At 56.8% G+C, this 24,182-nt stretch carries 24 protein-coding genes; 22 read left to right on the plus strand and 2 right to left on the minus strand.

Going from position 1 to position 24,182, the window contains the following annotated elements; all coding sequences use genetic code 11:
• The first annotated feature begins 40 nt into the window (after positions 1 to 40).
• Positions 41 to 937: a LysR family transcriptional regulator gene (locus B9Z34_RS10450; protein ID WP_108428062.1), complete on the plus strand. Its 897-nt coding sequence runs from the start codon at positions 41 to 43 to the stop codon at positions 935 to 937.
• A 10-nt stretch (positions 938 to 947) separates the two neighbouring features.
• Here the strand turns inward: B9Z34_RS10450 and B9Z34_RS10455 are convergent, their stop codons facing one another.
• On the minus strand, positions 948 to 2,537 hold the full coding sequence (locus B9Z34_RS10455; protein WP_108428063.1) for a cryptochrome/photolyase family protein: 1,590 nt from the start codon (positions 2,535 to 2,537) through the stop codon (positions 948 to 950).
• Positions 2,538 to 2,539: 2 nt separating this feature from the next.
• Entirely contained in the window at positions 2,540 to 2,842 is a 303-nt protein-coding gene (locus B9Z34_RS14810) for a DUF2256 domain-containing protein (protein WP_369907637.1), read from the minus strand.
• Here B9Z34_RS14810 and B9Z34_RS10465 point away from each other — a divergent pair.
• The 21 genes from B9Z34_RS10465 (at position 2,819) to B9Z34_RS10565 (ending at position 24,151) form a co-directional block, all read left to right on the plus strand.
• Positions 2,819 to 3,427: a glutathione peroxidase gene (locus B9Z34_RS10465; RefSeq protein ID WP_108428151.1), complete on the plus strand. Its 609-nt coding sequence runs from the start codon at positions 2,819 to 2,821 to the stop codon at positions 3,425 to 3,427. The two genes, B9Z34_RS14810 and B9Z34_RS10465, sit on opposite strands and share 24 nt — an antisense overlap.
• 20 nt (positions 3,428 to 3,447) lie before the next feature.
• Positions 3,448 to 4,767: an NAD(P)/FAD-dependent oxidoreductase gene (locus B9Z34_RS10470; RefSeq protein WP_108428065.1), complete on the plus strand. Its 1,320-nt coding sequence runs from the start codon at positions 3,448 to 3,450 to the stop codon at positions 4,765 to 4,767.
• Positions 4,764 to 5,555 (plus strand): DUF1365 domain-containing protein, encoded by a 792-nt coding sequence (locus tag B9Z34_RS10475; protein WP_108428066.1) that lies wholly within the window; start codon positions 4,764 to 4,766, stop codon positions 5,553 to 5,555. Before B9Z34_RS10470 ends, B9Z34_RS10475 begins: the two co-directional genes overlap by 4 nt.
• A 16-nt stretch (positions 5,556 to 5,571) precedes the next feature.
• Positions 5,572 to 6,831, plus strand: coding sequence for a cyclopropane-fatty-acyl-phospholipid synthase family protein (locus tag B9Z34_RS10480; protein ID WP_108428067.1), 1,260 nt, complete (start codon positions 5,572 to 5,574; stop codon positions 6,829 to 6,831).
• Positions 6,832 to 6,836: 5 nt separating this feature from the next.
• Complete coding sequence (locus B9Z34_RS10485) at positions 6,837 to 7,451, plus strand: chalcone isomerase family protein (RefSeq protein WP_108428152.1); 615 nt, start codon at positions 6,837 to 6,839, stop codon at positions 7,449 to 7,451.
• Positions 7,448 to 8,773, plus strand: coding sequence for an MFS transporter (locus B9Z34_RS10490; protein ID WP_108428068.1), 1,326 nt, complete (start codon positions 7,448 to 7,450; stop codon positions 8,771 to 8,773). Before B9Z34_RS10485 ends, B9Z34_RS10490 begins: the two co-directional genes overlap by 4 nt.
• Before the next feature lie 46 nt (positions 8,774 to 8,819).
• On the plus strand, positions 8,820 to 9,422 hold the full coding sequence (locus B9Z34_RS10495) for a DUF3833 domain-containing protein (protein WP_108428069.1): 603 nt from the start codon (positions 8,820 to 8,822) through the stop codon (positions 9,420 to 9,422).
• Positions 9,419 to 10,189, plus strand: a complete 771-nt coding sequence (locus B9Z34_RS10500; protein WP_108428153.1) for an SDR family oxidoreductase — start codon at positions 9,419 to 9,421, stop codon at positions 10,187 to 10,189. The genes B9Z34_RS10495 and B9Z34_RS10500 overlap by 4 nt, the downstream gene beginning before the upstream one ends.
• Before the next feature lie 20 nt (positions 10,190 to 10,209).
• Complete coding sequence (locus B9Z34_RS10505) at positions 10,210 to 10,647, plus strand: nuclear transport factor 2 family protein (protein WP_108428070.1); 438 nt, start codon at positions 10,210 to 10,212, stop codon at positions 10,645 to 10,647.
• A 53-nt stretch (positions 10,648 to 10,700) separates the two neighbouring features.
• Positions 10,701 to 11,735 carry a formylglycine-generating enzyme family protein gene (locus B9Z34_RS10510; RefSeq protein WP_158268717.1) on the plus strand — a complete coding sequence of 345 codons (1,035 nt, stop codon included), beginning with the start codon at positions 10,701 to 10,703 and terminating at the stop codon, positions 11,733 to 11,735.
• Positions 11,736 to 12,278: 543 nt separating this feature from the next.
• Entirely contained in the window at positions 12,279 to 13,280 is a 1,002-nt protein-coding gene (locus tag B9Z34_RS10515) for a hypothetical protein (RefSeq protein WP_146179639.1), read from the plus strand.
• 1 nt (position 13,281) lies between these two features.
• Complete coding sequence (locus B9Z34_RS10520; protein WP_146179640.1) at positions 13,282 to 14,550, plus strand: hypothetical protein; 1,269 nt, start codon at positions 13,282 to 13,284, stop codon at positions 14,548 to 14,550.
• Between the two features lie 10 nt (positions 14,551 to 14,560).
• A complete protein-coding gene (locus tag B9Z34_RS10525) occupies positions 14,561 to 15,667 on the plus strand; it encodes a hypothetical protein (RefSeq protein ID WP_146179641.1) in 1,107 nt (368 codons plus the stop codon).
• A gap of 20 nt (positions 15,668 to 15,687) precedes the next feature.
• Complete coding sequence (locus B9Z34_RS10530; protein ID WP_158268718.1) at positions 15,688 to 16,935, plus strand: CsgG/HfaB family protein; 1,248 nt, start codon at positions 15,688 to 15,690, stop codon at positions 16,933 to 16,935.
• Between the two features lie 21 nt (positions 16,936 to 16,956).
• On the plus strand, positions 16,957 to 18,432 hold the full coding sequence (locus B9Z34_RS10535; RefSeq protein WP_146179643.1) for a DUF6844 domain-containing protein: 1,476 nt from the start codon (positions 16,957 to 16,959) through the stop codon (positions 18,430 to 18,432).
• 13 nt (positions 18,433 to 18,445) lie between these two features.
• Positions 18,446 to 18,988, plus strand: a complete 543-nt coding sequence (locus tag B9Z34_RS14480) for a hypothetical protein (protein WP_146179644.1) — start codon at positions 18,446 to 18,448, stop codon at positions 18,986 to 18,988.
• A gap of 5 nt (positions 18,989 to 18,993) precedes the next feature.
• Complete coding sequence (locus tag B9Z34_RS10545; RefSeq protein ID WP_108428078.1) at positions 18,994 to 19,563, plus strand: hypothetical protein; 570 nt, start codon at positions 18,994 to 18,996, stop codon at positions 19,561 to 19,563.
• Positions 19,550 to 20,317 carry a M48 family metalloprotease gene (locus tag B9Z34_RS10550; protein WP_108428079.1) on the plus strand — a complete coding sequence of 256 codons (768 nt, stop codon included), beginning with the start codon at positions 19,550 to 19,552 and terminating at the stop codon, positions 20,315 to 20,317. The genes B9Z34_RS10545 and B9Z34_RS10550 overlap by 14 nt, the downstream gene beginning before the upstream one ends.
• 23 nt (positions 20,318 to 20,340) lie before the next feature.
• Positions 20,341 to 20,922 carry a DUF4337 family protein gene (locus B9Z34_RS10555; RefSeq protein ID WP_108428080.1) on the plus strand — a complete coding sequence of 194 codons (582 nt, stop codon included), beginning with the start codon at positions 20,341 to 20,343 and terminating at the stop codon, positions 20,920 to 20,922.
• A 222-nt stretch (positions 20,923 to 21,144) separates the two neighbouring features.
• The gene (locus B9Z34_RS10560) at positions 21,145 to 22,416 is read left to right on the plus strand and encodes a hypothetical protein (RefSeq protein ID WP_146179645.1); all 1,272 of its coding nucleotides are present in this window, start codon (positions 21,145 to 21,147) and stop codon (positions 22,414 to 22,416) included.
• Positions 22,417 to 22,435: 19 nt separating this feature from the next.
• Complete coding sequence (locus tag B9Z34_RS10565) at positions 22,436 to 24,151, plus strand: CHASE2 domain-containing protein (protein WP_108428082.1); 1,716 nt, start codon at positions 22,436 to 22,438, stop codon at positions 24,149 to 24,151.
• Positions 24,152 to 24,182: the final 31 nt, after the last annotated feature.

Here is a 24,182-nt window from a genome sequence, read left to right on the forward strand (position 1 = left end):
TAAAATCGATTCTTCAACTTTTGAATATAGATAAATATCTATGAACGTCAGCTTTCGTCAATTGCGTTTGTTTTTGGCTTTGGCCGAAACCGGCAGCGTGAGCGCTGCGGCCAAGGTGATGCACGTGACCCAGCCCACGGCCTCGATGCAGCTCAAGGACATCAGCGAATCGGTGGGTTTGCCGCTGTACGAGCTGGTGGGCAAAAAGCTTTACATGACCGAGGTGGGCCAAGAGTTGGCGCAGACCGCCCGCGCCGTGGCGCAGACCTGGGACGCCTTCGAGCAGAACGTGGACGCGGCCAAGGGCTTGTCGCGCGGCAAGCTGCGGGTGGCGGTGGTGAGCACGGCCAAGTACTTCATGCCGCACCTGATCGGCAGCTTTTGCAAGCAGCACCCGGCCATCGACGTGTCGCTCGAAATCCTCAACCGCGACGGTGTGGTGCAACGCCTGCGTGATAACCTCGATGACCTGTACATCATGTCCATGCCGCCCAAAGACATGGACCTGGGCGACGAGGCCTTCATGCCCAACCCGATTGTGGTGATCGCGCCCACCTCCGACCCGCTGGCCAAGCGCAGTTCTGTGACTTTGCACGAGTTGGCAGAGCGCCGCTTCATCCTGCGCGAAAAAGGCTCGGGCACACGCATGGCCGCCGACCAGTTTTTCCGGTCCATGAAGTTCCGCCCCGATGTGCGGCTGGAGCTGGGCAGCAACGAGGCGATCAAGGAGTCGGTGGCCGGGGGCCTGGGGGTGGGTGTGGTCTCGCGCCACGCCTTGCATGGCCACCAGAAAGAAAACGGCGTCAGCGTGATCGATGTGCAGGGCTTCCCCCTGCCCTCGGCCTGGCACATCGTCTACCCGGCGGGCAAAAAATTTTCACCGCTGGCGCTGGCCTTCAAGCAGCACGTGCTCAAGCAGATCAGTCGGCGCAAATGACCCAGTGTTCTCAAACTTTATCCAGCCCTTCTCGCACGGCCTCAGCCTGCTGCGCGATCTGCGCCTTGTCGTCCGCGCTCATCTTGCCCACATGTTTGACCATGAGCGCGGTGCGTGGGTTACCGGCAAAGTCTTGCTCGTGACGAATCAGAAAATCCCAGTACAGCGTGGTCATGGGGCAGGCGCTCGGGCCGGTGCGCTGCTCGGGTTGATAGCGGCAGCCTTTGCAGTAGTTGCTCATGCGGCTGATGTATTGGCCGCTGGCCACATAGGGCTTGCTGGTGAAGCGCCCGCCGTTGGCGTGCAGGGCCATGCCCAAGGTGTTGGGCGTTTCCACCCACTCGACCGCGTCCACGTACATGGCGCGGTACCAGGCGCTGACCTGTTGGGGTGACAGCCCGGCCAGCACCGCAAACTGCCCTGTGACCATGAGGCGCTGGATGTGGTGCGCGTAACCGTGTTGGAGCGTTTGGCCGATGGTCGCTTGCATGCAGGCCATGTGGGTCTCGCCCGTCCAGTACCACTGGGGCAGGTCGCGGGTGTGGCCGTAGTGGTTGGCTTCGGCCATGTGCGGCATGTCCAGCCAGTAAACACCGCGAATGAACTCGCGCCAGCCCAGCACCTGGCGGATGAAGCCCTCCACACTCGCCAGCGGCAATCCTCGTGCGTGGTAGGCCTGCTCGGCCGCTTCGATGACTTCGCGCGGGTTGAGCAGGTGCAGGTTCAGGCTGCTGGCCACCAGCGCGTGCCAGCCAAAAGGCAGCGTGGTCCACATGGCGTCTTGCCAGGCACCAAAGTTCTCCAGCCGCTGGTCGATGAAATGCTGCAAGGCCACGAGCGCATCTTCGCGGGTCACGGGCCAGGCGAAGTGCTCGAGCTTGCCCGGGTGCCCGGCAAAGCGTGTTTGCACCAGCGCGATCACGTCTTGCGTCACGCGGCCGGGTGCAAAGCGGGCGGGCGGGGGCACGGTGCCCGGGCCTTTGGCGCCAAAGCCTTTGCGGTTGTCGGCATCAAAATTCCACTGGCCGCCGATGGGCGCTTTGCCTTCCATCAGCACGCCGTGGCGCTTGCGCATCTCGCGGTAAAAAAACTCCATGCGCAGCTCTTTCTTGTCGCCTGCCCATTTGGCAAATTCGGCGCGGCTGCACAAAAAGTGCGTGTCATTCACCCAGCGCAGCAAGGTCTGCGCGCGTTCGGCTGCGCCCTCGATCAGCCGCTCCATGCGCCAGGCCCCGGTTTCCATGACCACCAGCGTCCGGGGCCTGTGGGTGTGCAGCGCGTGCGCCAGCCGTCCGGCAAAGTCGCCGGGCAGGCTCGGATCGTCCAGCTTCATATAAGTGCAAGGCCAGCGGCGGCGGTGGGCCTCGTTGGCAAAGTGCCGCATGCCCGACAAGAAGCTGGCGATGCGGGCCTTGTGGTTCCAGACTTCATCCGCCTCGCTGTCCGCCTCGATCATCAAGAGCCGGTCTTGCGCAGGGTCAAAACCATCGAGCGCCGGGCTGTCCCAGCCCAGTTGATCGCCCAGCACCAGCACCAGATGGCGGCAGGGCGTGAGCGTTTGGGGTGCAGGCTGGCCTGCGGCGTCTGTTTTGTGTGTCATGCTCAGCGTTCGGTGCGGGATGGTGCTGATGGGGCGGCTTTGGATTTGTCTGCGCGGCAGCGGTCGCTGCAGTACAACACGCTGTCCCAGTTTTTGGCCCAGCTTTTGCGCCAGCTCATGGCGCGGCCACAAACTGCGCAAGGTTTTTGCGGCAAATCCTGCTTGTTCCCTTTAAAACCCGAGGGTTTGGGCATGCGGTTCTCCAATGAAAAGGGGGCGGCGTGACAATCCGCACAAACAAGTTTAAACTGATCAGTCACAAAATGAATTTTGAAGTGCAAATGAATCACTCCTGGGTTAACCATTGGATGGGTCGCCTCGCGATGGCCGTGGTGGCCGCCATGCTGGGCTTGGGCCTGGAAGCGGCGCAGGCCGCCAGCCCGCCAACGGGCGGCAACAGCACGGCCTGCCCTGCCTTGTTGAACCACACGTTTGAGCGTTTGCAGGATGAGAAGCCCCAATCGCTGTGCCAGTATGCGGGCAAAGTGGTGCTGGTGGTCAACACCGCCAGTTTTTGCGGCTTCACCTCGCAGTACAAAGGTCTGGAGGCGTTGAACACGAAATACAAGGACCAGGGCCTGGTGGTGTTGGGCTTTCCGTCGAATGACTTTGCGCAGGAAAAAGGCAGCAACAAAGAGATTGCTGATTTTTGTGAAAGCACCTTTGGCGTGAAGTTCCCCATGTTCACCAAAATCCAGGTCACCGGGGATGGTGCTGCGCCCCTGTTCAAACAGCTCACCGCGCAAACTGGCCAGAAGCCGCGCTGGAACTTTCACAAATACCTGATCGGCCGTGACGGCAAGGTGATTGACCAATACAACAGCATGATCGGACCGGAAAGCAAAACCCTGGTGTCGGCCATCGACAAAGCCCTGAAAGCCAAGCCATGAGCCCGACGTCAAAGCCGCGCATGAAACTGGCCATCGTGGGCTCGGGCATTTCTGGCCTGGCCGTGGCCCACACCCTGAAAGACCACGCCGACATCACCGTGTTCGAGGCGGGCGATTATTTCGGCGGCCACACCCACACGGTGGACGTGACCTTGCCCACGCCGCAGGGCCTGGTGACGCACGGTGTAGACACCGGCTTTCTGGTGTTCAACGAACGCACCTACCCCAACCTGATCAACCTGTTTGCTGAGCTGGGCGTGGAGACCGCGCCGTCGGACATGTCGTTTTCGGTCCAGGTGCCGGGGGCGCTGAATGGCAAAACCCTGGAGTGGAGTGGCACCGACCTGAACAGCGTGTTCGCGCAGCGTGCCAACCTGGTCAACCCACGCTTTTGGCGCATGCTGGCCGATGTGTTGCGTTTCAATGCGCTGTGCACCCGCATCGCCAAAGAGCAGCGCGAGAAAGAACTGCAGCAACCGCTCTCCGACTTTTTGCGCACACACAAGTTCAGCGAGCCGTTTCGCGATTGGTATTTCCTGCCCATGCTGGGCTGCATCTGGAGTTGCCCGACCGACCAGATGCTGCAGTTTCCGGTGGCGACCATGATCCGGTTTTGCCACAACCACGGCCTGATCCAGGTGACGAATCGCCCGCAGTGGTTCAGTGTGGTGGGCGGTGCCCGAAACTACGTTGAGAAAATTCTTGCGGGTGTGTACGACAAGCGCCTGAACACCCCGGTGCGATTGATCGAGCGCGATGCACAAGGCGTGCGCGTCATCACCGACGGCCATGCCGAGCGCTTTGACCAGGTGGTCATCGCCACCCACACTGACCAGGCTTTGGGTTTGCTGCGCGAGCCCAGCACGTACGAGCGCAGCCTGCTGGGTGCCATCCGCTACCAGGACAACCGTGCCGTGCTGCACACCGACGCCAGCGTGCTGCCCGCCAACCCCAAGACCTGGGCCGCGTGGAATTACGAACGCGCCGCCAGCAGCGAGCGCGAGTCCTCGCGAGTGTGCCTGCATTACCTGCTCAACCGTTTGCAACGCATCCCGTTTGCGCAGCCTGTGCTGGTCTCGCTCAACCCGCTGCAGACCATTGACCCGGCCACCATCGTGGGCGAATACGACTATGCGCACCCGGTGTTTGACCTGGCCGCCATCGAAGCGCAAAAGAAATTGCCCTTGCTGCAAGGCCAACAACACACCTGGTATGCCGGGGCCTGGACGGGTTATGGTTTTCACGAAGACGGGCTCAAGTCGGGCCTGCAAGTGGGCCGGGCCTTGCTCAAACGCATCCACGAACAGGCCCACCCTGTTCAGGACAGACTGGCCGCATGACACCCACCCCGGTCTATGCCCACACCGCCCTCATCGGTTGGGGCCAGGTGCGCCACACGCGCCACCGCCCGGCGCACCACGCCTTCGCTTACCCCACGGCGTTTTTGATGCTGCCCATGCGCAGCATGCATGCGGGCGCGTGCCGCACCGATCTGGCCATCAACCGCCGCGCCTGGTTCGCCTTCCATGACGCCGACCATGGCGATGGCCGCCCTGCTGAGACAGGTGGTGCGCTGGCCTGGCTGGACGAATTGCTGCAAAAAGAAGGCATTTGTGATGCCACAGGCGAGGTCTGGCTGCAGGCCTTTCCGCGTGTGCTGGGCCATGCCTTCAAGCCTGTGAGCTTTTGGTACGCGCACCGCGCCGATGGCAGCCTGGCCGCCATCGTGGCCGAGGTGAACAACACTTTTGGCGAGCGCCACTGTTACCTGCTGCCCGAGCCGCAATACGGCCAAACCCTGCTGGCCCACAAAGTGTTCCACGTCTCGCCCTTTTGCGATGTGCAGGGCGAGTACCGATTCCGTTTCATGCGCACACAGCACAAGGGCCAAGACCGCATCGTCGCGCGCGTGGACCACACCGACGACGAAGGCCCCTTGATCGACACCAGCTGGAGCGGTGTGCTCGAACCTGCGACGGCAGCCGCCCTGCGCCGCGTGATGTGGCGCTTTCCCTTGCTCACACTGGGTGTGGTAGCGCGCATCCACTGGCACGCACTCTTGCTGTGGCTGAAAAAAGTACCGTTCTGGCACAAGCCAGAACCGCCCCGCGATTTTGTGACCCGATGAACCCTGGACCCACCGGATGCCCACCACGATGAAGACCGCCAACCCTGCCACTGCCTTGGGCGCTTCCAGCGCCGCAGCGCAGATTCCGCACGCCAGTTTGCCCAAAGCCGCTACCCGTTTGCTGGGCCTGCTCACCCGTCTGAAAATCGGCACGCTCACCTTGCATGCGCCCGATGGCAATTTTCAGGTTTTTGGCACGCACGAAGCCCCGTTCGCGGCCCTGCACATCCACCGCTGGTCGGTCTGCGCCGAGGTGCTCAAGTCGGGCGACATTGGCTTTGCCGAAGGCTACATGGCGGGTGACTGGGACACGCCCGATCTGGCCGCCTTGCTGCGCCTGTTGATCGCCAACCGCACGCAAATCGAGGGCGCGATTTACGGCCACTGGCTGGGGCGGCTGGTCTACCGTGTCAAGCACCTGCTCAATCGCAACAACCGCAGTAACAGCCGCAAGAACATCCACGCGCATTACGACCTGGGCAACGCTTTTTACGAGTTGTGGCTCGATGGCACGATGAACTACTCGTCGGCCTGGTTCGACGGCGACAAAACGCAGCCCATGGCCGATGCCCAAAAAGCCAAGGTGCGCCGCGCCTTGCGCATGGTCAACACCCAGCCGGGCGACCGCGTGCTCGAAATTGGTTGCGGCTGGGGCGCTCTGGCCGAATCGGCCACCACCGAATTTGGTGCGCACATCACGGGCGTGACTTTGTCCACCGAGCAGCTGGCGTTTGCCCAAGCCCGCATGCAATCGCACGGCGTACAGCAGCGGGCCGATTTGCGCTTGCAGGACTACCGCGACATCCACGACGGCCCGTACGACGCGATCTGCTCGATCGAGATGATCGAGGCGGTGGGGCAAGAATACTGGCCCACCTATTTCCAGACGGTGAGCCGTTTGCTCAAGTCCGGTGGCCGCGCTTGCATCCAGAGCATCACCATCGACGACGCGCTGTTTGAGCGCTACCTGCACTCGACTGACTTCATCCAGCAGTACATCTTTCCGGGTGGCTGTTTGCCCAGTCCCAGCGAGTTCCGCAAACAGGCACAAGCCGCGGGCTTGCAGGTGGTCGACGAGCTGAACTTCGGCCCCGACTACGCCGAGACGCTGCGCCGTTGGCGCGAGAGTTTCGTGGCGCAACTCCATACTGTGCGGACCCTGAAATTTGACGAGCGTTTCATCCGCTTGTGGACCTTTTACCTGGCGTACTGCGAAGCCGCTTTCGATGAAGCCAACATCGACGTGGTGCAGTTCACCTTGGCCAAACCGGGCTGATGCGCATGCACACCCCGCTGAAAACGATGTTGGCATTGTGGCTGCGCCGACAGGGGGTGCAAGGCGCGGGTGTTGCTGTCCTTTTGGCTGCGTTGCACGGGGCTGCGCAAGCCCAGGCCAACAGCGTGTCCAGCCACCAAGTGGCCTATGCGCGCCCCGAAGTGGCCGCCTTGAGCGGCGTGGTGCCTACCGCACCTGTGCGCTTGCGGGTCTGGGGCTTCGAGGTGTATGACGCGAGGCTATGGACGCCTGTGGGTTTTCGGCACAGCCAGTATGCGCAATATTCGTTTGCCCTGGAGCTGCAGTACCTGCGCCGCTTGGAAGGCTCGGCCATCGCCAGCCGCTCCATCGACGAAATGCGGCGCGTGGGCAGCTTCAGCGACGCGCAGGCGCAAAGCTGGCTCGCTGCCATGCGCGAGTTGTTTCCCAATGTGAGCGAGGGTGAGCGCATCACGGGCGTGAACCTGCCGGGTGTGGGCGCCGAGTTCTGGGTCAATGGCCAGCGTGTGGGGGCGGTCAATGACCTGGCTTTTGCGCGTTTGTTTTTTGGCATCTGGCTCGATGAACGCAGCTCCGAGCCCAAGATGCGGGCCCAATTGCTGCAGGGTTTGCAGCCATGAACGTCGCGCCCGCCTCTTTGGCTGTTGTGCCGCGTTCGGCCTCAGCGGCTTATGGTTTGCTGGGCTTGCCCTTGGCCTTCGTGGCTTTGCCGGTGTATGTGCATCTGCCCAACCTGTATGCCCAGCAATACGGCGTGCCGCTGGCCGCTTTGGGTGCGGTGCTCTTGCTCAGCCGCAGCATCGACGCGGTGTTGGACCCGTGGCTCGGGCGTTGGGGTGACCGCCTTTACCGTCATTCGTGGCGAGCCGTGTGGCTGGCCGCTGTGTTGTTGGCCTTGGCCGTGGCGCTGGGTTTTGCGGCTTTGTTTTTTCCTCCCGCGGCGGCTTTGTCGCCCACGGGCTTGCTGGTGTGGGCGGGCTGCGCGCTCACGCTCAGCCATCTGGCGTACAGCGGGCTGGGCATCCTGCACCAGGCTTGGGCAGCGCGGCAGGGCGGCGGGGGCATCGCGCAAAGTCGCTGGGTCGCGTGGCGCGAAGGCTTTGCCCTGGTCGGTGTGTTGCTGGCGTCGGCCTTGCCCGCATTGTGGGGCTGGGAGCTGACCACGGTTTTGCTGGTGCTCATGCTGGCGCTGGGCTTGTTCAGTTGGCGGCGAACTGCTCGCAGTGCCTTGGCACCCGATGGGGCTGTGCCTCAAGGCCATGAGGCCGGCAGCCTTTGGCAGCCGTGGCGACATGCAGGTTTTCGCCGCTTATTGATGGTGTTCATGCTCAATGGCCTGGCCAGTGCCGTGCCCGCCACGCTGGTGCTGTTTTTTGTGCAGGACCGGTTGCAAGCGCCCAAGGCCATGGAGCCGTTGTTCTTGGGTCTGTATTTCGCCGCCGGGGCGCTGTCGTTTCCGCTGTGGCTCCAGGTGATCGACCGCATCGGCTTGCTGCGCACCTGGGCCACCGGCATGGCCTTGTCGGTGCTGGCTTTTGTCAGCGTGGTCACCTTGGGCGCGGGTGACACCACCGGATTTTTGGTGGTGTGTGCCCTGTCCGGCATGGCGCTGGGTGCGGACCTCACGGTGCCTGGTGCCCTTCTGAATCAGCTGATTGACCGCTGCGGCGAGCGGGGCCGCACAGACGGCGCCTTCATGGGCTGGTGGAATCTGGCCACCAAACTCAATCTGGCTTTTGCCGCCGGGCTGTCGCTGCCATTGCTTGGCTTGTGGGGTTATGCCCCGGGCCAGCAGGGCGCCGATGCCGTGCTGGCGCTGGGCCTGGCTTATGGCCTATTGCCTTGCGTGCTCAAGCTTTTGGCTGGACTGGCTTTGTATGCGGGCCTGATGCGTCGGCCCGATTTGATCTCGGGGTCTGATGTGGCCCATTCTGCAACATGAAGATTTGGCGTGATGCCGCTTTGACACCCGACAACTGGAGCCCACCATGCGTCCAAACAACGCCTTGATTCACCGCCGCACCGCCCTGACCCGTCTGGCCGCTTTGCCTGTGGTGGCGACCACGCCGTTCCTGGCCAGCTGCGCCGGGCCGCAAGTGCAACAGTACGCGCAAGAAAAACCGCAACTGGATTTGCGCACCTATTTCAATGGCACCATCGACGCCTGGGGCGTGTTCACCGACCGCAGCGGTCAGGTCGTCAAGCGCTTCACCGTGGTGATGGACTGCAGCTGGAACGGGGACGAAGGCGTGCTGGACGAGGCCTTTGTCTACTCGGACGGGACCACACAGCGCCGCATCTGGAAACTCAAGGCCGGACCCAACGGCACGTACACGGGCCGCGCCGACGACGTGGTGGGCGAGGCTTCTGGTCAGGTCAGCGGCAATGCGTTTCGCTGGGGCTACACGCTGGCGCTGCCAGTCGATGGCCGGGTCTGGTACGTTGACTTTGACGACTGGATGTACCTGATGGACGACCGCGTCATGCTTAACAAAGCCACCATGAGCAAATGGGGCGTGACGCTGGGCGAGGTCACCTTGTCCTTCACACGCCGCACGCCTTTGGCGGCCAAGTCGGGTGGATGCGCATGAGCTTGAACAAGCAAATCACCGATTGGCAGGGCCGTCGGGTCTGGTTGGTGGGCGCATCCACCGGCATTGGTTTGGCCTGTGCGCAGGCGCTGCGTGAGGCGGGTGCGCAAGTGGTGGTGTCGGCCCGTAATGCGCAAACTGTGCAGGACTGGGCCGCGCAGGATGCGGGGGTGAAGTGGCTTGCGCTCGACGTGAGCGATGGCCCCCAGGTACAGGCCGCTGCCCGCGCCCTGCTGGCCGAAGGCCCGCTTGACATGGTCGTGTATGCGGCAGGCTACTACCGCGCCCAACGCGCCACCGCCATGGATCTGGACGACTTGCTGCAGCACGACAAGGTCAACTACCAAGGCGCATTGCAGGTGATTCACGCGGTGCTGCCCGGCATGCTCGCGCAAGGCCGCGGGCACATCAGTTTGCTCAGCAGCGTGGCCGGCTGGCGCGGCCTGCCCAATGGCCTGGCCTATGGCCCGACCAAGGCCGCCCTCACCCACTTAGCCGAGACCCTTTACATGGACCTGCAAGATCAGGGCATTGGCGTGAGCGTGGTCAATCCCGGATTTGTGGCCACGCCGCTCACGGCGCAAAACCAATTCACCATGCCCGCGCTCATCAGTCCCGAGCAAGCCGCACGCCACATGCTCCGGGGCTGGGCGCAAGGCCAGTTCGACATTCATTTTCCGAAGCGCTTCACCCTTTGGCTGAAGTTGTTGCGCCTCTTGCCCTATCGCCTGTACTTCCCGCTGGTGCGCAAGTTCACGGGCTTGTAAGTCTGAATGGAAAGCCGCTCATGGACACCCGACAAGCCACGCAAAATCTGGCCGCGTTTTTTGAAACCCTGTCGCCGCACAGCGTGGCGCAGCTGCACACGGTCTACGACGCGCAAGCCATCTTCAAGGACCCGTTCAACGAGGTGCAGGGCTTGCCCGAAATCGAGCGGATTTTTCGGCACATGTACGAGGCGCTGGACCAGCCGCACTTTGTGGTCACAGGCCAGGTGGTGGACGGTTTACAAGCCTTCTTGACCTGGGAGTTCCGCTTTCGCTTCAAGCGTTTTGACACCACCACCCTGCAAACCGTGCGCGGAGCCAGCCATGTGCTGTTCAACGAGCAAGGCCTGGTGACAATGCACCGCGACTACTGGGATGCGGCCGAGGAGCTGTACGAAAAACTGCCGGTGGTGGGCGCGGTGATGCGCTGGCTCAAGGCCCGTGCGAACCAGGCTTGATGGTTGCAAAGTTGCTTGGGTAATATGCCTTCCTCGTGTGATTGAGGATGGGCATGTTTAAAAGTCATCAACAAAACCGCTTCAGCCGTGGACGAGTTGCTTTGTGCATCGCTTTTTTGCTGATTTGCTGCGGACTTGTTGGATGCCAGCAAATTATCGACAGACTGTCAGGCACGGTGTTTTCTTTGGTGAGTCAGGATCAAGAAGGCAAATCGGACAACACATCGATGGAGACCATCGCTGTTTCGGTTCCCGTCGCTGAATCGAAGATATTGCAGACATTTCAGGATTGCGCCAGTTGTCCAATCATGGTCAAAGTGCCTACCGGAACATTTCAAATGGGTTCGCCTGTAAGTGAAGAAGGCAGGGATGCGGATGAAGCGCCACGCATTGACGTGGTGGTTTCCGCTTTTGCGATCAGTCAGACCGAAGTGACCCGTCACCAGTGGGCTGCTTTTGAACTTGACTCTGGGCATCGTGCGGCATCTGGTTGTTTGACGTGGGATGGAGACGGTTATGTTCAAGCCCAACATTTGGGTTGGCGATACCCTGGTTTTTCACAATCAGATGAGCACCCTGTGGTGTGTGTCAGCTGGGACGATGCTCAGGCCTACGCGCAATGGCTCAGTCGTCAAACAGGACATCTGTACCGCTTGCCACTGGAGTTTGAGTGGGAATATGCGGCCAGAGCTGGGACACAGTTACCGTATCCTTGGGTAACAGGGGCATCTGATCTGTGTCGCCATGCCAATGCTGCGGATGCCGCTTTGACTCGGAAGCATCCTCAATGGCCAGGTCAGACTTGTCATGACGGGTTTGCTTACACCTCACCCGTGGGCAGTTATTTGCCAAACCCATGGGGCCTGTACGACATGCACGGCAATGTCATGGAGTGGACGCAAACTTGCTGGAACTTGCAGTTATCCCATCCAGGTGACTCAGCACCGTTGAATTGCGCCAAACGGGTGATTCGGGGTGGAGGCTGGGATTTGCCGCTGACTTACCTGCGCAGCGCCTACAGAGGAAAGGCACCTCCGTTCAACCGCGGTACCGGCACGGGTATTCGACTCGTCAGGGAGTTGCCCTGAACCTGGAAAACGCCAAGCTAAGAGCAGTTGAATAGTCGAAAAATTTACTCGGGTATTGGCCAGTTTGTAACCGAATGTTTTTGGGGTTATTATTGTTATGAATAGTATTAACCATCAAAAACGACAATGCAAAACAAACCACGTCAACATCAACGTCTAGGATTCATTCTTTGTGCCCTGGCGTTGGTGCCGGTAGCCGCACAAGCCCAATTCGGGAACTTGATGCAACAGCTTCAAAAGCTGCAGCCACCCAGTCAGCCAACAGGCGCTGCCCCAACCATGGGTGGTGGAAAAAATACAGCCAAAAGTGGCGGTTTGATGCCCAGTGACCAATGGTGCCGACAGCAGGTTGGCGCTTTGGGCAATTTAAAGATCGATACAGGGTTGATCGCCAGCGAATTCAAGATACAGGAGCTCGAAGCTCTGCAAGATGAGTTCATGAAGGCGTTTCGCAATGACAGGATCAACAAGACCTTTCCAAACGCGAGATTTTTCCAAGCCTCTTTTGAAACCAAAAAAGTCCGAGCCATTTATGACACATTCTTGGCTTTCCCAGAGCCAGAAACATTGGCGGCACTGATACAGATTTCGCGAGGATCAGACCAGCAAGAGCGTGCCGATGCGTTGATGGCTTTGACCTTTTTGCATTTGCAGGCCCCCGAGTTGTCTGTCAACAAAGACCGGTGGTGGGCCAACTTCCAGGCGGCACTCGGCACAGAACATTTCACAGCCCTGGTTTTCAGAGCGCGCATGGCTGCTTACGGTGAGTACGGCCCCAAGAACCTGGGCCAAGCCTTGGGTGATCTGGTCAGCGCCGGCAACTTGCGCAGCAAATACAGCCAAGGCGATGGTATCCGTAAAGAATTCGATTCGCAAAACTACCAGTTGATCCACACGGCCACTGCCAAAGATATCTTTTTCAATGAGCCCAACATGCCTTATCGGCAGCAATGGGAAGGCCCTGCCAAAACCGGTATGCAAATTGAGCAGGCCCAGCAGGCCTATGCGCGGCAATTGCCCAACACGCGTATTGGCAAGATGTATTCACAGGCCAGTCAAATCAATGCCGAGTCCATCAAGATCGGCAACGACATCATCAAATCCACGCAGGGTGGCAACCAATTGATGGGTCAGCTGGAAAGTCTGGAGTCTCTGAAATCAAACGCCAAAGGCGAGAAGCCGGTTTTTGAGGATGTGAGCCCTGAAATTCAGGCCGCTCAAATCAAGATGATTTCCAAAACCACAACGCTCGATGAGCGTCAAAAACAAATGCTGGTCCAGGCGCAAGAGAAAAGATTGGCGGCCCAAGGCATCATTTCCCAGTCATATGGCGAGTTGTTGCAAACGCTGATGTCCGGTTTTGGAGACATGGTGAAAATGGCGGCCCCTTTGCCCGCCTTGACTCAAGCCAACAATGCGCTGATCCAGAGTTGCATCATTTCATCCAAGTGGGATCAAGCCATGCGTGCCAAGGACGTGGCAAAGGTGGACATGAAAAAAGTGGAAGCCAACGTGGGTCAGGACCTGAACAAATACAAGGACTGATGTGGCCAAGAATTCAGCTCAAGGCGCATCTCGCCGGCATTGGTTGCTTTCGTGGGTGGGTGTTACTTCCTTGGGCTGGCCCTTGTGGTCAGGTGCACAACCCGCTGGACAAAGAAGTCGACCCAAAACGCCCCCAGTGTGGACGGGGTTTGGGCTCAATGGCGGGGCTGCACAGGCGCGCTATGACCTGACGCGCGAGTTTGTGCAACAGACACGCAAGCTCAATCTCACCGATAGCAAGGTCTTTACGCCGGAAAGCAAACTCACGGCCAGTTTGCTCGCGCAACAAAAACCGCCACTGGTTCAGTTTAAAAATTCGGTGGAGTTCGGAGAAGACATGTTGGTCGGTTTTGCTCACGACTTCGAAACCACAGTGGGCGCGCGCGTTGAAAAAGACGGAGAAAACGCGAATACTTTGCTTATTTTCATGTCGGGCGTAGGCCTTGTGATGTCATTCAGTCAGAGCACTGGTTGGCGGATTGTGTCTTCATTTCCATTCATGTTGCGCTTTGAACGCCCAGGGGGAGACCTCAAAAACGTGCGAGCGAAGGCGGTGGGCTTCATGGGTGAAGCCTACAAAGGTTACGCCAACGCATTCGTGCATTTCCTGGGACGCTTCAATAAATGGGATCAAGGCTTCAGCAGCAATTATTTTGCACGTCTGACCAAGGCCTCGATACACCCCGATGCACAGGCCAAACTCGCGTCTTACAAGATCGATCAGATTCTGAACCCAGAGTTATTGGGCTTTTCATCCAGCTCAGCGATTTGCGACAACCTGAACATTCCATTGCTGCCGTTTCAGGAAAACGATGCGTTGGCCAAGCGGTATGCCGTCAAATTCAATGACGATCTGGCAGCACAAAATGAAATCGCCATTCCAGACGCTGATCTGAAATTCGAGGTGGTATTGCGTGATCTGGACAAAAAAATCATTCACAGCACTCAACGCGGTGTCACCATCATTCGACGTACTCTGGTGATTCGTTTCTTCGCCATTGATGAGTATGCCAACGAGAAAGACAAACGCTTTCTGAATGTGTTGGCGGCCAGTACGCATGAAGATCGCACACCGCTCAACTCAACTGAAGACGATACGCCAGAGCGTGATCTGGTTTTCTTTGACCGTCTTTTGTCTCGCACCCTGACCAATCTCCTCAGTGGCATGGCCAAGCGAGATGCCCAGACATTGGCTCAAGCCGAAGTTCGACTTGATGCAGTTGCACCCGCTATTCCAAGACTCCTTGAACTTTGTGCCAAAACACGTTGAGAGAATGAACATGAAAAACCCCCATCGCCTTTCCCGATTCAAAACTGTTTTATTGGCGCTGGCCTTGTCTGGTATGGCGACCATGGGCATAGCGCAGCAAAAATTCGTGCGAGCCCAAGCAACAGACTCCAACAAAGAGACTGCAACGAACAAGGCCAAAGTGGCTGCCTGGAAAAATTATTTGGGCTCACTCCAGGGCGCCAAACTGGACAATATCCTGGCCAATGAAAAAGCATTTCTGGACGATCTTGGCAGCATCGTGGTCGATGTGAGTGTGGTCGATGAAAAATGCACATCCGGTTTCTCGGGTACCTGTACTGTCAGTATCAAGGCGGCCATCAACGAAAGCATGATCGACAGCCGTTTGCGTCAGACATCACAAGCCTCCGGTGGCGGTAAAGCGACTGCGCAGGATGACATTGCGTTTCTGGTGATGGCAAGGGTGGCAGATTCCCAGACATCCTTCGATACGAAGGTCACCAAACGAGCGGAATCAACCGTAGGCACAAGTGGTTCATCCGCCAGCGCAGATGCTTCGGCCAGCAACAGAACCAGTAGCGCTGAGGCTTCTGCAGACGCTGTTTCGGTAACACAAACATCCAAAACGGTGACCGGCGGTTCGCAGGAAACCAAACGTGATCGCATCAAGTATGTGGCTTGGGCCAACATCGATGACTTGCAAAACCGTGTTGGCGAAACCTTGACAAACAACCGGATCAGCACGGTGCCTTGGGAAGAGCTGGTGAGCAATTGTGGCGTGTCAGACAACGATCCTTTTTCCAAAATGTATGCGGAGTCCGAAACGGGTCAACTTCCTGCCAACGTCCGCAATGACACCTTCAAGAAGATCAAGGAGTGTCAGCTGACCAAATTCATCCTGGCGTCCATTGAAGTGGATGGTTATCGCAACGATCCCAATACCGGTTTGTGGCTCGCCAGCGGCAATATGAACATCACAGCCTATGATTTGACGGGTCGTTTTGCTCGCAGCATTGGTTCGGCCAACCGCACATTCAGCGGTCGTGCCGAAAAGCTCAATGACGCAGGTCGTGCCGCTTTGGCCAATGCGGCGAAGGTCGCTGCTGACGTCGTGGTCAATCAGCTGAACCTCAAGTGATGCACCAAATCCTTAAACACATGCGCGGTTTTTTCGCGGCATTGTGCATTCTGATTTTGTGCTTGCCTGCAGCGTATGCTCAGATCGTTTACCGCGAAGTTGTGGCCACGGGCAATGGCGGAGACCCATCTGCTGCAATGATCGACGCCATTGAAAACGCCATTGGTCAAGTAGGTGGCATGAAAATGTCAAGTGCCACATCGATGTCGATGAGTGAGGTTACCCGGGGCAACAGCACCACGCTGGAGCAGGATTTCAAGCAGAACATTGAGCGCCTTACCCGAGGCGTGGTCAAGTCTTACAGTGTTCTGGAGTCTGGCACCAGCCCCGGTTCGGGTCGTTCGTTTGTGAAGATCAAGGCGGTGATTCCGACCTACAAGGCATCCGAACAACTCAAGCGTCTCAAACTGGCAGTCATGCCGCTGACCGTCGTTGGATCCGCAAGCAGCAAACCTGATGCAGCAAACTTTGCCGAGAGCGTCTCCGCGGCTCTGGAGGCCTACCTGACGCAAACGCGTAAGTTTGCGATGATTGATCGGCGTTATTCGGATTCGAGCAACCGTGAATTGGCCAGGGTCAACTCACGCAATGCGCCCATCGAAGAGACGGTGAAGGTGGGCATGCGCGTCGGCGCTGATTACATTGTGTTGGCCGCACTCAAGGAGTTTGCGGCGCAACAGGTGCAACAGCAACGGGTCACTGGACGAGTCTTATCGCGCATGAGCGCACCCGTCTCTATTGATGTGCGCGTGCTTGACATTGCGACAGGGCAGATCAAGTTTGCCCAGACCTATGTGAATCCTGGACGATTGCACAGCAACATGTCATTGAGTCAATACGCGGCAGATATTGGCAGCGACATCGGACAAGTCATCAACATGGCGATTTATCCGATTGCGGTAGTCAGTGCCAACGCGGGTCAAGTGACATTGAACCAAGGTGGCGACACGGTGCAGGTAGGCCGTGTCTACCGATTGGTCAGTCTGGGCCAAAACCTGATCGATCCGTACACCAAAGAATCTTTGGGTCAGGAAGAAAAAGAAGTAGCGCGCGTGGAGGTGACCAGTGTCACTGACCGCACCGCCACGGCCAAGGTCGTCACAGGCAGTTTGCCAGCGACAGTCAAGCCCGGATCGGTCTTGGCGAGGGTTTTGCCCGATGACCCCAATCTGGCTCTCAATGTGCAAGTCAGCTTGCCCACATTACCAGGAACAGGAAATTCAGTCGGTGCGGGTAAATCCAAATCCAAAGACGATGAAGATTGGTAAGAACTTGATAAAGGAATCGATATGAAAACACAAATCTCCCCTCGCACCGTACGTTGGCTAATGGGTAGCACCCTGGCGGCAGCCGTGATGACCTCGGGTTTGGCGCAGGAAGCCAAGGTCGAGATGGAACAAAGGCCATTGCCTGAATTGCCCAAAAGCATTTCAGGAACCGAGACCGTTGACCAGCGCATGCAAGCCTTCCTGAAAACGCAACAACTTCGGCAAGGCGAAAATGAAGAGGGTGGTCGAAGCATTCTGGTATGGCTAGGCAAAGGCACCATCTCGGTTCCACCATCGGATAAAAACTTTGTTTTGGCTCGCAACATCGCTTTTCAGAAAGCCATGCTCGATGTGAAACAAAAATGTGCTGAATTCATGGAAACCAGAGTTTCGAGTGAAATGATGCAGGACATGTCGTCACCAGGAGCAGAGCGTGCAGCAGCCGATGCCATGCGCTTGCAACGAGAGGGGCTGGCACAAGAGGGTGCTGTTCAAGTTGCGAAGGCGCTCAATTCAGACGTGAAGGCACGCAATGCACCTGCAACGCTTCAGACGGCTGGGCTGTACGGTGAAAAAATTCTTGAAAACAAGATGAAGGAAGAATTGGCCAAAAAAGGCATTGATCCCAACAAGCCTGTGGATCAGCAGCAAGTCAAGGCTATTTTGAACACATCCAGTTTCAAGAACAAAACCCGGGCGACGGCGCGTGCGCGTTGCACAGGCATCAAGGTGATGGCCTCTTTTGAGCAGAACCCTGCCAGTGGCCAAGGGCAAATCGGGGTGGTGACTGTCTGGACACGCAAGCTGCATGAAATTGCAGATGCTGTCATCACCGGCAATTACACGCTGATTCCACGAGGTGAACCCGGGATCGCGATTACCCAACATATCCCACAGGATGAACGTACGTTGGTATCAACATACGGAACCCAAATGGTCCGCAACGAAAAAGGGGAATATGTGCTCTTGGCATTTGCCCAGGCACAGCCTCAATCGAAGTCTCAGCAAAGCAAAGATCTTGCATACAAGATGGCACGATTGCAGGCTCAGGGAATGATCAGGTCATTCCTCGGCGAGGCCATTTCTTCAACCAACGACATGTTGCAGCGTGAGGAATCGACGGAATTTGAAGACGAGTCGAATGAAGTCAAGATTGACAGCGCCAACAGCAACAAGGTGCAGGCCATTGCTGAAAAACTGCCGATCAAAGGGATGCAGGAAGCACATCAATGGGAGACCTTGCATCCTGCCAACAACGGTCCCGTGGTCGGTGTGGTCATGGAATGGAAGGCAGCCTCTGCACAACTTGCAGGGATGCTGCGAGGCCTTAACCAGGCCAGTGGTGCCAAAACAGCTGAAGCCGTCAACAGGATGAATGCTGGTGGCGGCAGTGTTGGTGGTGCAACTTCTGCAGGAGGTGGTTCTGGTGCTGCCCAGTCTGCGCCACGCACCAGCAATGCCAATTCAGGACAAGGTGTGAAGTCTCGGGATTTCTGACGAGAGATCATTTGTGAATGTCTCTTGGCGTAATGCCGTATTGATTTTGGCAGGATGGACCTTGGTCAATATGGCCTGGGCTCAGACTGATGATGCACGTGCTGTTTTGACCCGTTTATCCATCAATCAGGTTGCGGAGTTGGACGGACATGTTTATGCACGCGTTCAGGATCAACGCCGGGGGGTTACACAGGCTTTGGAGCGACTGTTGATTGGACGGGCGACAGTGCTCGCTGGTCACTGGTTGTGTCACTTCACGCCCAGTCCGAACCAACGATTGGATGTCAATTTGCAAGGAGTCAGCTTGATCTACTCCCGTGAAGTGGATGGGGTCATGGATGTCGTGATCAAGCTGAAAAAGCAAAAGCCCGATTGCATTGTTCAAACAGTTCAGGCGCGTCCTGATCCTATGCCCTCCACGTCAACTTCTTCCACCGTATCTACAGTGAATGCCATGCCACGGTTGGAACCAGAGCAAAAGACATTGCAGACGATACCCGCAACAGAGCCTCCCGATAAAGGTTTCAAGGTTCGCGTTTATTCAACAGAACACTGATTCACATGATTCATTTCAAGACTCCAATGCGTCTGATGGTTTTTGTCATGGGCTTGATGCTGTGTGGTTTTTTGAACGCTCAGACCGTTCGCGAAGAGTCCATACTCTTGGACAAACCAGATGGCAAACCGGGCAATGTGAAACTGGCTGCAGGCAGCGCGGTCAAGACACTCAAACGTCAGGGATTTTGGGTTGAGGTCGACGCTTCTGGCAAGACAGGATGGCTCAAGGTTTCACAGATCAATTTTGCAGGCGCTACCAGCGGTGCAACGGCCATTGATACGGGCCGTCTGGGAACAGGGAATATTGTGGCCACTTCAGCTGCTCGAGGCCTTTCTGCCAAGGACCTGGTGAGTGGACAACCTGACTTCAATGAAGCAGCCAAGCTGGAATTGTTGACTGCACAGCCTTCGACCGTTCAGGCATTTCTCACTGCTGGCAATGTTGTGGCCATCAATCAGAAGATTCAATTGACAGCACCCCGTCCATCGTCTGCGGCAACGCCAGCAGGAGGAACAGGACAGGCGTCGGGATCCTCTTCGTCAGCGAAGAAGAAAGGTGATGATGATTGGTAAGTACATGAACCTTGCGCTGGCCGGTATCGCCGCATGCATCAGTTTGACGGCATTGGCGCAAACGGATGAAGAAAAGGTGGGTAAGGCAGCTGCAGCGCAGGTGCTGGGGGCTGCCCCATTGGTAGCGGCCGATCCGGCACAGCAATATGTGAACGTGTTGGGGCAGGTCTTGTCTGCCCAATCAGGCGGAATTTACAAGTGGCATTTTGGTGTTATCAAATCGGATGCCATCAATGCATTTGCCATGCCCGGTGGCTACATCTTGCTCTCGTCGGGCTTGCTCAAGACGCTTGAAAGTGAAGACGAGCTGGCTTTCATCTTGGCCCATGAAGTGGCACATGTTTCGCGCAGACATCATTATCAGGTGGTGCAAAGACAGCGTTTGGCGGATCAGGCAGCCAAAGGCTTGCAAGCGGTCACACAAGATTCAGATACAGCCAAATTGGCGCAGGCGAGTGGTCAGATTTATGCCCGCGGATTGGACAAGGGCGCCGAGTTTGAGTCCGACCGCCTTGGCGTGGAGTACATGACGCGAGCGGGGTATGACCCAGTGGCGGCAATCAATGTGCTGGAGAAGCTCCAACGCTTCAAGGGCAATGACCCTCGTGCCGAGCTGCTCTTTTCGACACATCCTTCACCTGCCGAGCGTTTGGACATGTTGTTGCAATCGGGGATCGACAAGTTGCCACGACCCACCGAAAAACCAAACGCTGCACGACAAGCACGTTTTCAGAAATTCATTCAGGCGATTTGAAATTTTATTGATGGGTATTCAGCATGTCAGAGACTCAAGACCCCAAAAAAGAAGCGTTCCAACGCAAATGTTCCATCATCATTTCGCTGATTGCCTCGATGTTGCTGGTCAACAATCTCGGCTCGCAAAATGCAGCAGGTAGCGCTTCATTTCTGAACGCAGCAGCGATCAACACCTATGCGTTCTACCAAGCTAAAAATATTCGCCAGAATGACATGAACCTGGCGGCCCAAACCTTAGATGGCATTGCCAACACATCGGTTCCGCTGGCCAATGAAGCGGCTAAAAAAGCCTTGCGAGAACAAGCTGAGGTGCTGCGAAGCAAGGCTTTGAGTTATGAGTCGGAACCTGTTTCTGGAGAAGGCAAAAAAGAACTGCTGGCCAAAGCCAAAGAGGCTGAAAAAGCGCGTGATCAGGCCATGGAAAAAGGACCCTATTTCGATTTCGCAGGCTTGTTATTGCAGTTGTCGATCATTTTGATCTCGGTCGTGTTGATTACCGAGCGTCGCACCTTGTATGTATCGGGCATGCTTGCTGCGGGAGTGGGAACTTTTTTGAGCCTGGACGGGTTCTTCTTGTTCCTGAGGATTCCCTTTCTCAGTTGAAGCGGTGGTTTGCAGCAGAGGTATAGATCTGCTTAAAACACCTGCACGGTCATGCCTGCTGCTCAACTGATTCAGACCCAAAGTCCTGCGCCTGGTCAATCTGTCAGCGTCTGGAAAGAGACCGGCCATTCTGACGCAGGGAGCTGTTACAGAAAGATTTGGCAATGCCAAACTGGGTCAGCAGCAAAAGCCTGGCTCTCATGGGCACACCATGAGCATTTGGTGCTCACACTTTTGGCCCATCGTGATGCGAAGCATGTGGTCCAGGTTGCCGGTTTACAGGTTCACTCAGATCGCGTCGAGGTGGTGACGCTTGATGCGGGGCCGGATTTCCAGAGGGACTGGTTGGACCGTGCTGCTGCACAAGGTGGGCCATTGCTCTTGGAGCCGGAGGATGCGCTTAAATTTGCGCGTGCGTGTTTGAAGGCCCTTGAGGCGATTCATGCACTGGGGGTAATGCACGGGGACTTCAAGAGTGACAACCTCTGCATCAAAGCCATCAAAATGAACCCAGAATCGGGCGTTGCACTGGATCTGGAAAGCCTTCGACTGATTGATTTTGCATACGCTGTTTACCGAGAGCAGCCCTTGAGATTTGTTTTGCCAACAGATCCGGACCGTCTTGCATACATGCCAGACAGCTATCGAGCCGCTATCAAAAAGGCCCAGGCCACAGCCGATCCGTCCCATATCCAGCAGGCAGCATGCGCGCAGGTAGACCTCTACAGCCTTTGGTACATGTTGTCGAATGTTGTGCCCAGCAACTTGCAGGATGGGCGATGGATGGTCTGGCAGGAGTGGATGCATGCTTGCAAAAAAGCCGCACGCGAACCGTTAATCACTTCGACCGCTTTCGATGCCCCGACAAAACAGATGTTGGCTCTGACAGAAAAGATGCTGGGTCAACTTGCTGAACCGCAAAGCCGATGGGCACAAGTGGCAACCGCATTGCCAAGCTGGGAAATACAGTCTGGAGAAACGCCGTTGGCAAATGCACACCCGACGAAGTTGCTGACACCTTTGATAGAGATTCCATTGTCAACGGTGACCACCGTAACAAGTGAGCCGTCGAGTCAACAGATGGCTGTGCAAGCTAGCTCGGTCAATCTGAAAGACCAGCCATCTTCTTCAACAAGCAGGGCTGGGCAAAATATTTGGCAGTACCAGAGATGGTGGGTGATTGTGGCCTCTTTGGCATTTCTTTATAGATGGCTTGACCACCGTTTCGTAGAAACAGGGTTAAAGCTCACCGATCTGGGCTTTGGTTTGGGCCTGCTGGCCATGGCCTTGGCGTTCCCGGCGGTGTTGGGTGCATTGTGGCGCGCGGTTTTTCATTCGCGCAGTGCATGTTTCTGGGTGCGCTATCCGGGTCTTGTGCTGTGTGGCATTGCGGCGTATTTTCTGGTGGTACTCGTACCGGTCGGTGTGTCCGTGTCGCAATTGACGGCTTTTCTTGTGTTGTTGACGTTGCTGGTGGTGGCGTTGCTGGTTTGACATATTCATAAAAATTCAAATGTCCAAAATGCTCGAAACGGTGATGGATGTCGTCCGTGACATTGCCAAAACATATCTGCCAGGGTTATATAACCTGATCAAGCGGGGCCTTGACCTCAAATCCTTTTCCATGTCGATGGTGGCGCATTATTCGCGCCGATTTGGTGCCAAAGCCATTTTGACGGTGGGGGTTCTCGCGACGGCGTATGCCAGTTATTTGTTCATGGTCAACGCCTTGACACCGGGCACGCCCAAAGCCAGTCACGATGTGATTCTGAAAACGCGGTTTTCAAGCCCTAAGCCTGCGGACAAAATCCTGATTGTTGACATCGATGAGCGCACCCTTGCGGCCTTGTCCGAGAAACATGGGCGTTGGCCTTGGTCGCGCGATGTGCTGGCTGATGGCTTGCAGAAGTTCAATGACCTTGGTGCTCGTGTCGTGTTGTTCAATGTGCTGTTTTCTGATCCGGACAAAAACAACCCGGATGCAGATGCGGCCATGGATGTGACGGCGCAGATGAACCGCGCAACGGCTTTTCCATTGATTCGTCTCAATCCGAAAAATGACACACAGAGTCAACTCAAGGTGGCTCAGATTCCCGGTGTTCAGTTCAAGCCAGAGCATTCGGCAGACAGCACAATCGCCGTCATCTTGCCCATGTTTGGCGCCATGCATGACCGTCTCGGTGTGGCCAATCAAAAACCTGACGCTGACGGCATTGTGCGCAAATACCCCTTGCGCTGGGAGGAGGCGACATTTGTATTGCCATCGATGGTTCAGCGCACCGCAGAACTGGGAACAGCAGATATCGCTCGGGTGCCCAACCTGATTTCCCTGAACTGGCGCAATAAGCAAGGGCGTTACAACCGGATATCGTTCAGTGATGTCTTGTTGGACCAGATCAAACCCGATCAAATACAGGGTTTCAAGGACGCTTTTGTGGTTTTGAGTTTGTCGGCGCCCGGTTTGGGGCAGACCAAACCGACATCCGTGGCTTCGGTGGAAGACGATGGTGAAATTCTGGCGACGGCGCTGGACGACGCTTTGAACGATACGCATCTTCGTACGTTGCCCAATACGGCGGCGTACCTGATCAACTTGCTCACCATCTGGGTTTTGGTCTGGATGAGCCTGAAACAAAAAACCGGTGGTTTCATGAACAAGGCTTTTGTGATCGGTCAGTCTGGTCTAGGCAGCATCACGCTCTTGTCGGCCAGTTACACCCATTACTTGATTGATCTGTCTGACAGCATGTCGTTTGGCTTGAGCGTGTTTGCGGCCATCAAATTGGTGCAAAGCATGGACGATCGTTGGTCACGTGCGCGTCCTGGCTTCCGCAAGGCGCGTCCAAGTCAGATCAAGGGGCAATTGTTGTTGCTCGGCTTTCTGGACCACCGCGTCAATGCCAGTCAAGTCAAGACATTACAAAACGCCGCAGAGCGGATTGTGGGCTTGCCCAATGTGGTGCGTGTGGATGATCTGTTTGGGGGGGAGAGTTTCATCAAGTCACAATGCGCACACTTCAAAGCCTTGTTGGTCAATGTTGCCGACAATCAGGCTGAAGCCATGCAATCGCTGCTGGCCTATGAAGACTATGCGAAAGTAGATGTGGCAACGTACGACATGACCCACATGTGGGACCCGGAAAACAAGGATTTCACTGCGGAAGTGGCACCGCTCATTTTGACCAGTGCGGCCAGGCTGCTGCACGTCGATTGGGCGACCAAGGCCTGAAGCTGTGGGGCATCCTTGAGAACACCTCACC

It is taken from the genome of Limnohabitans sp. Hippo3 (genome assembly GCF_003063665.1).
GTDB lineage: Bacteria > Pseudomonadota > Gammaproteobacteria > Burkholderiales > Burkholderiaceae_C > Limnohabitans_A.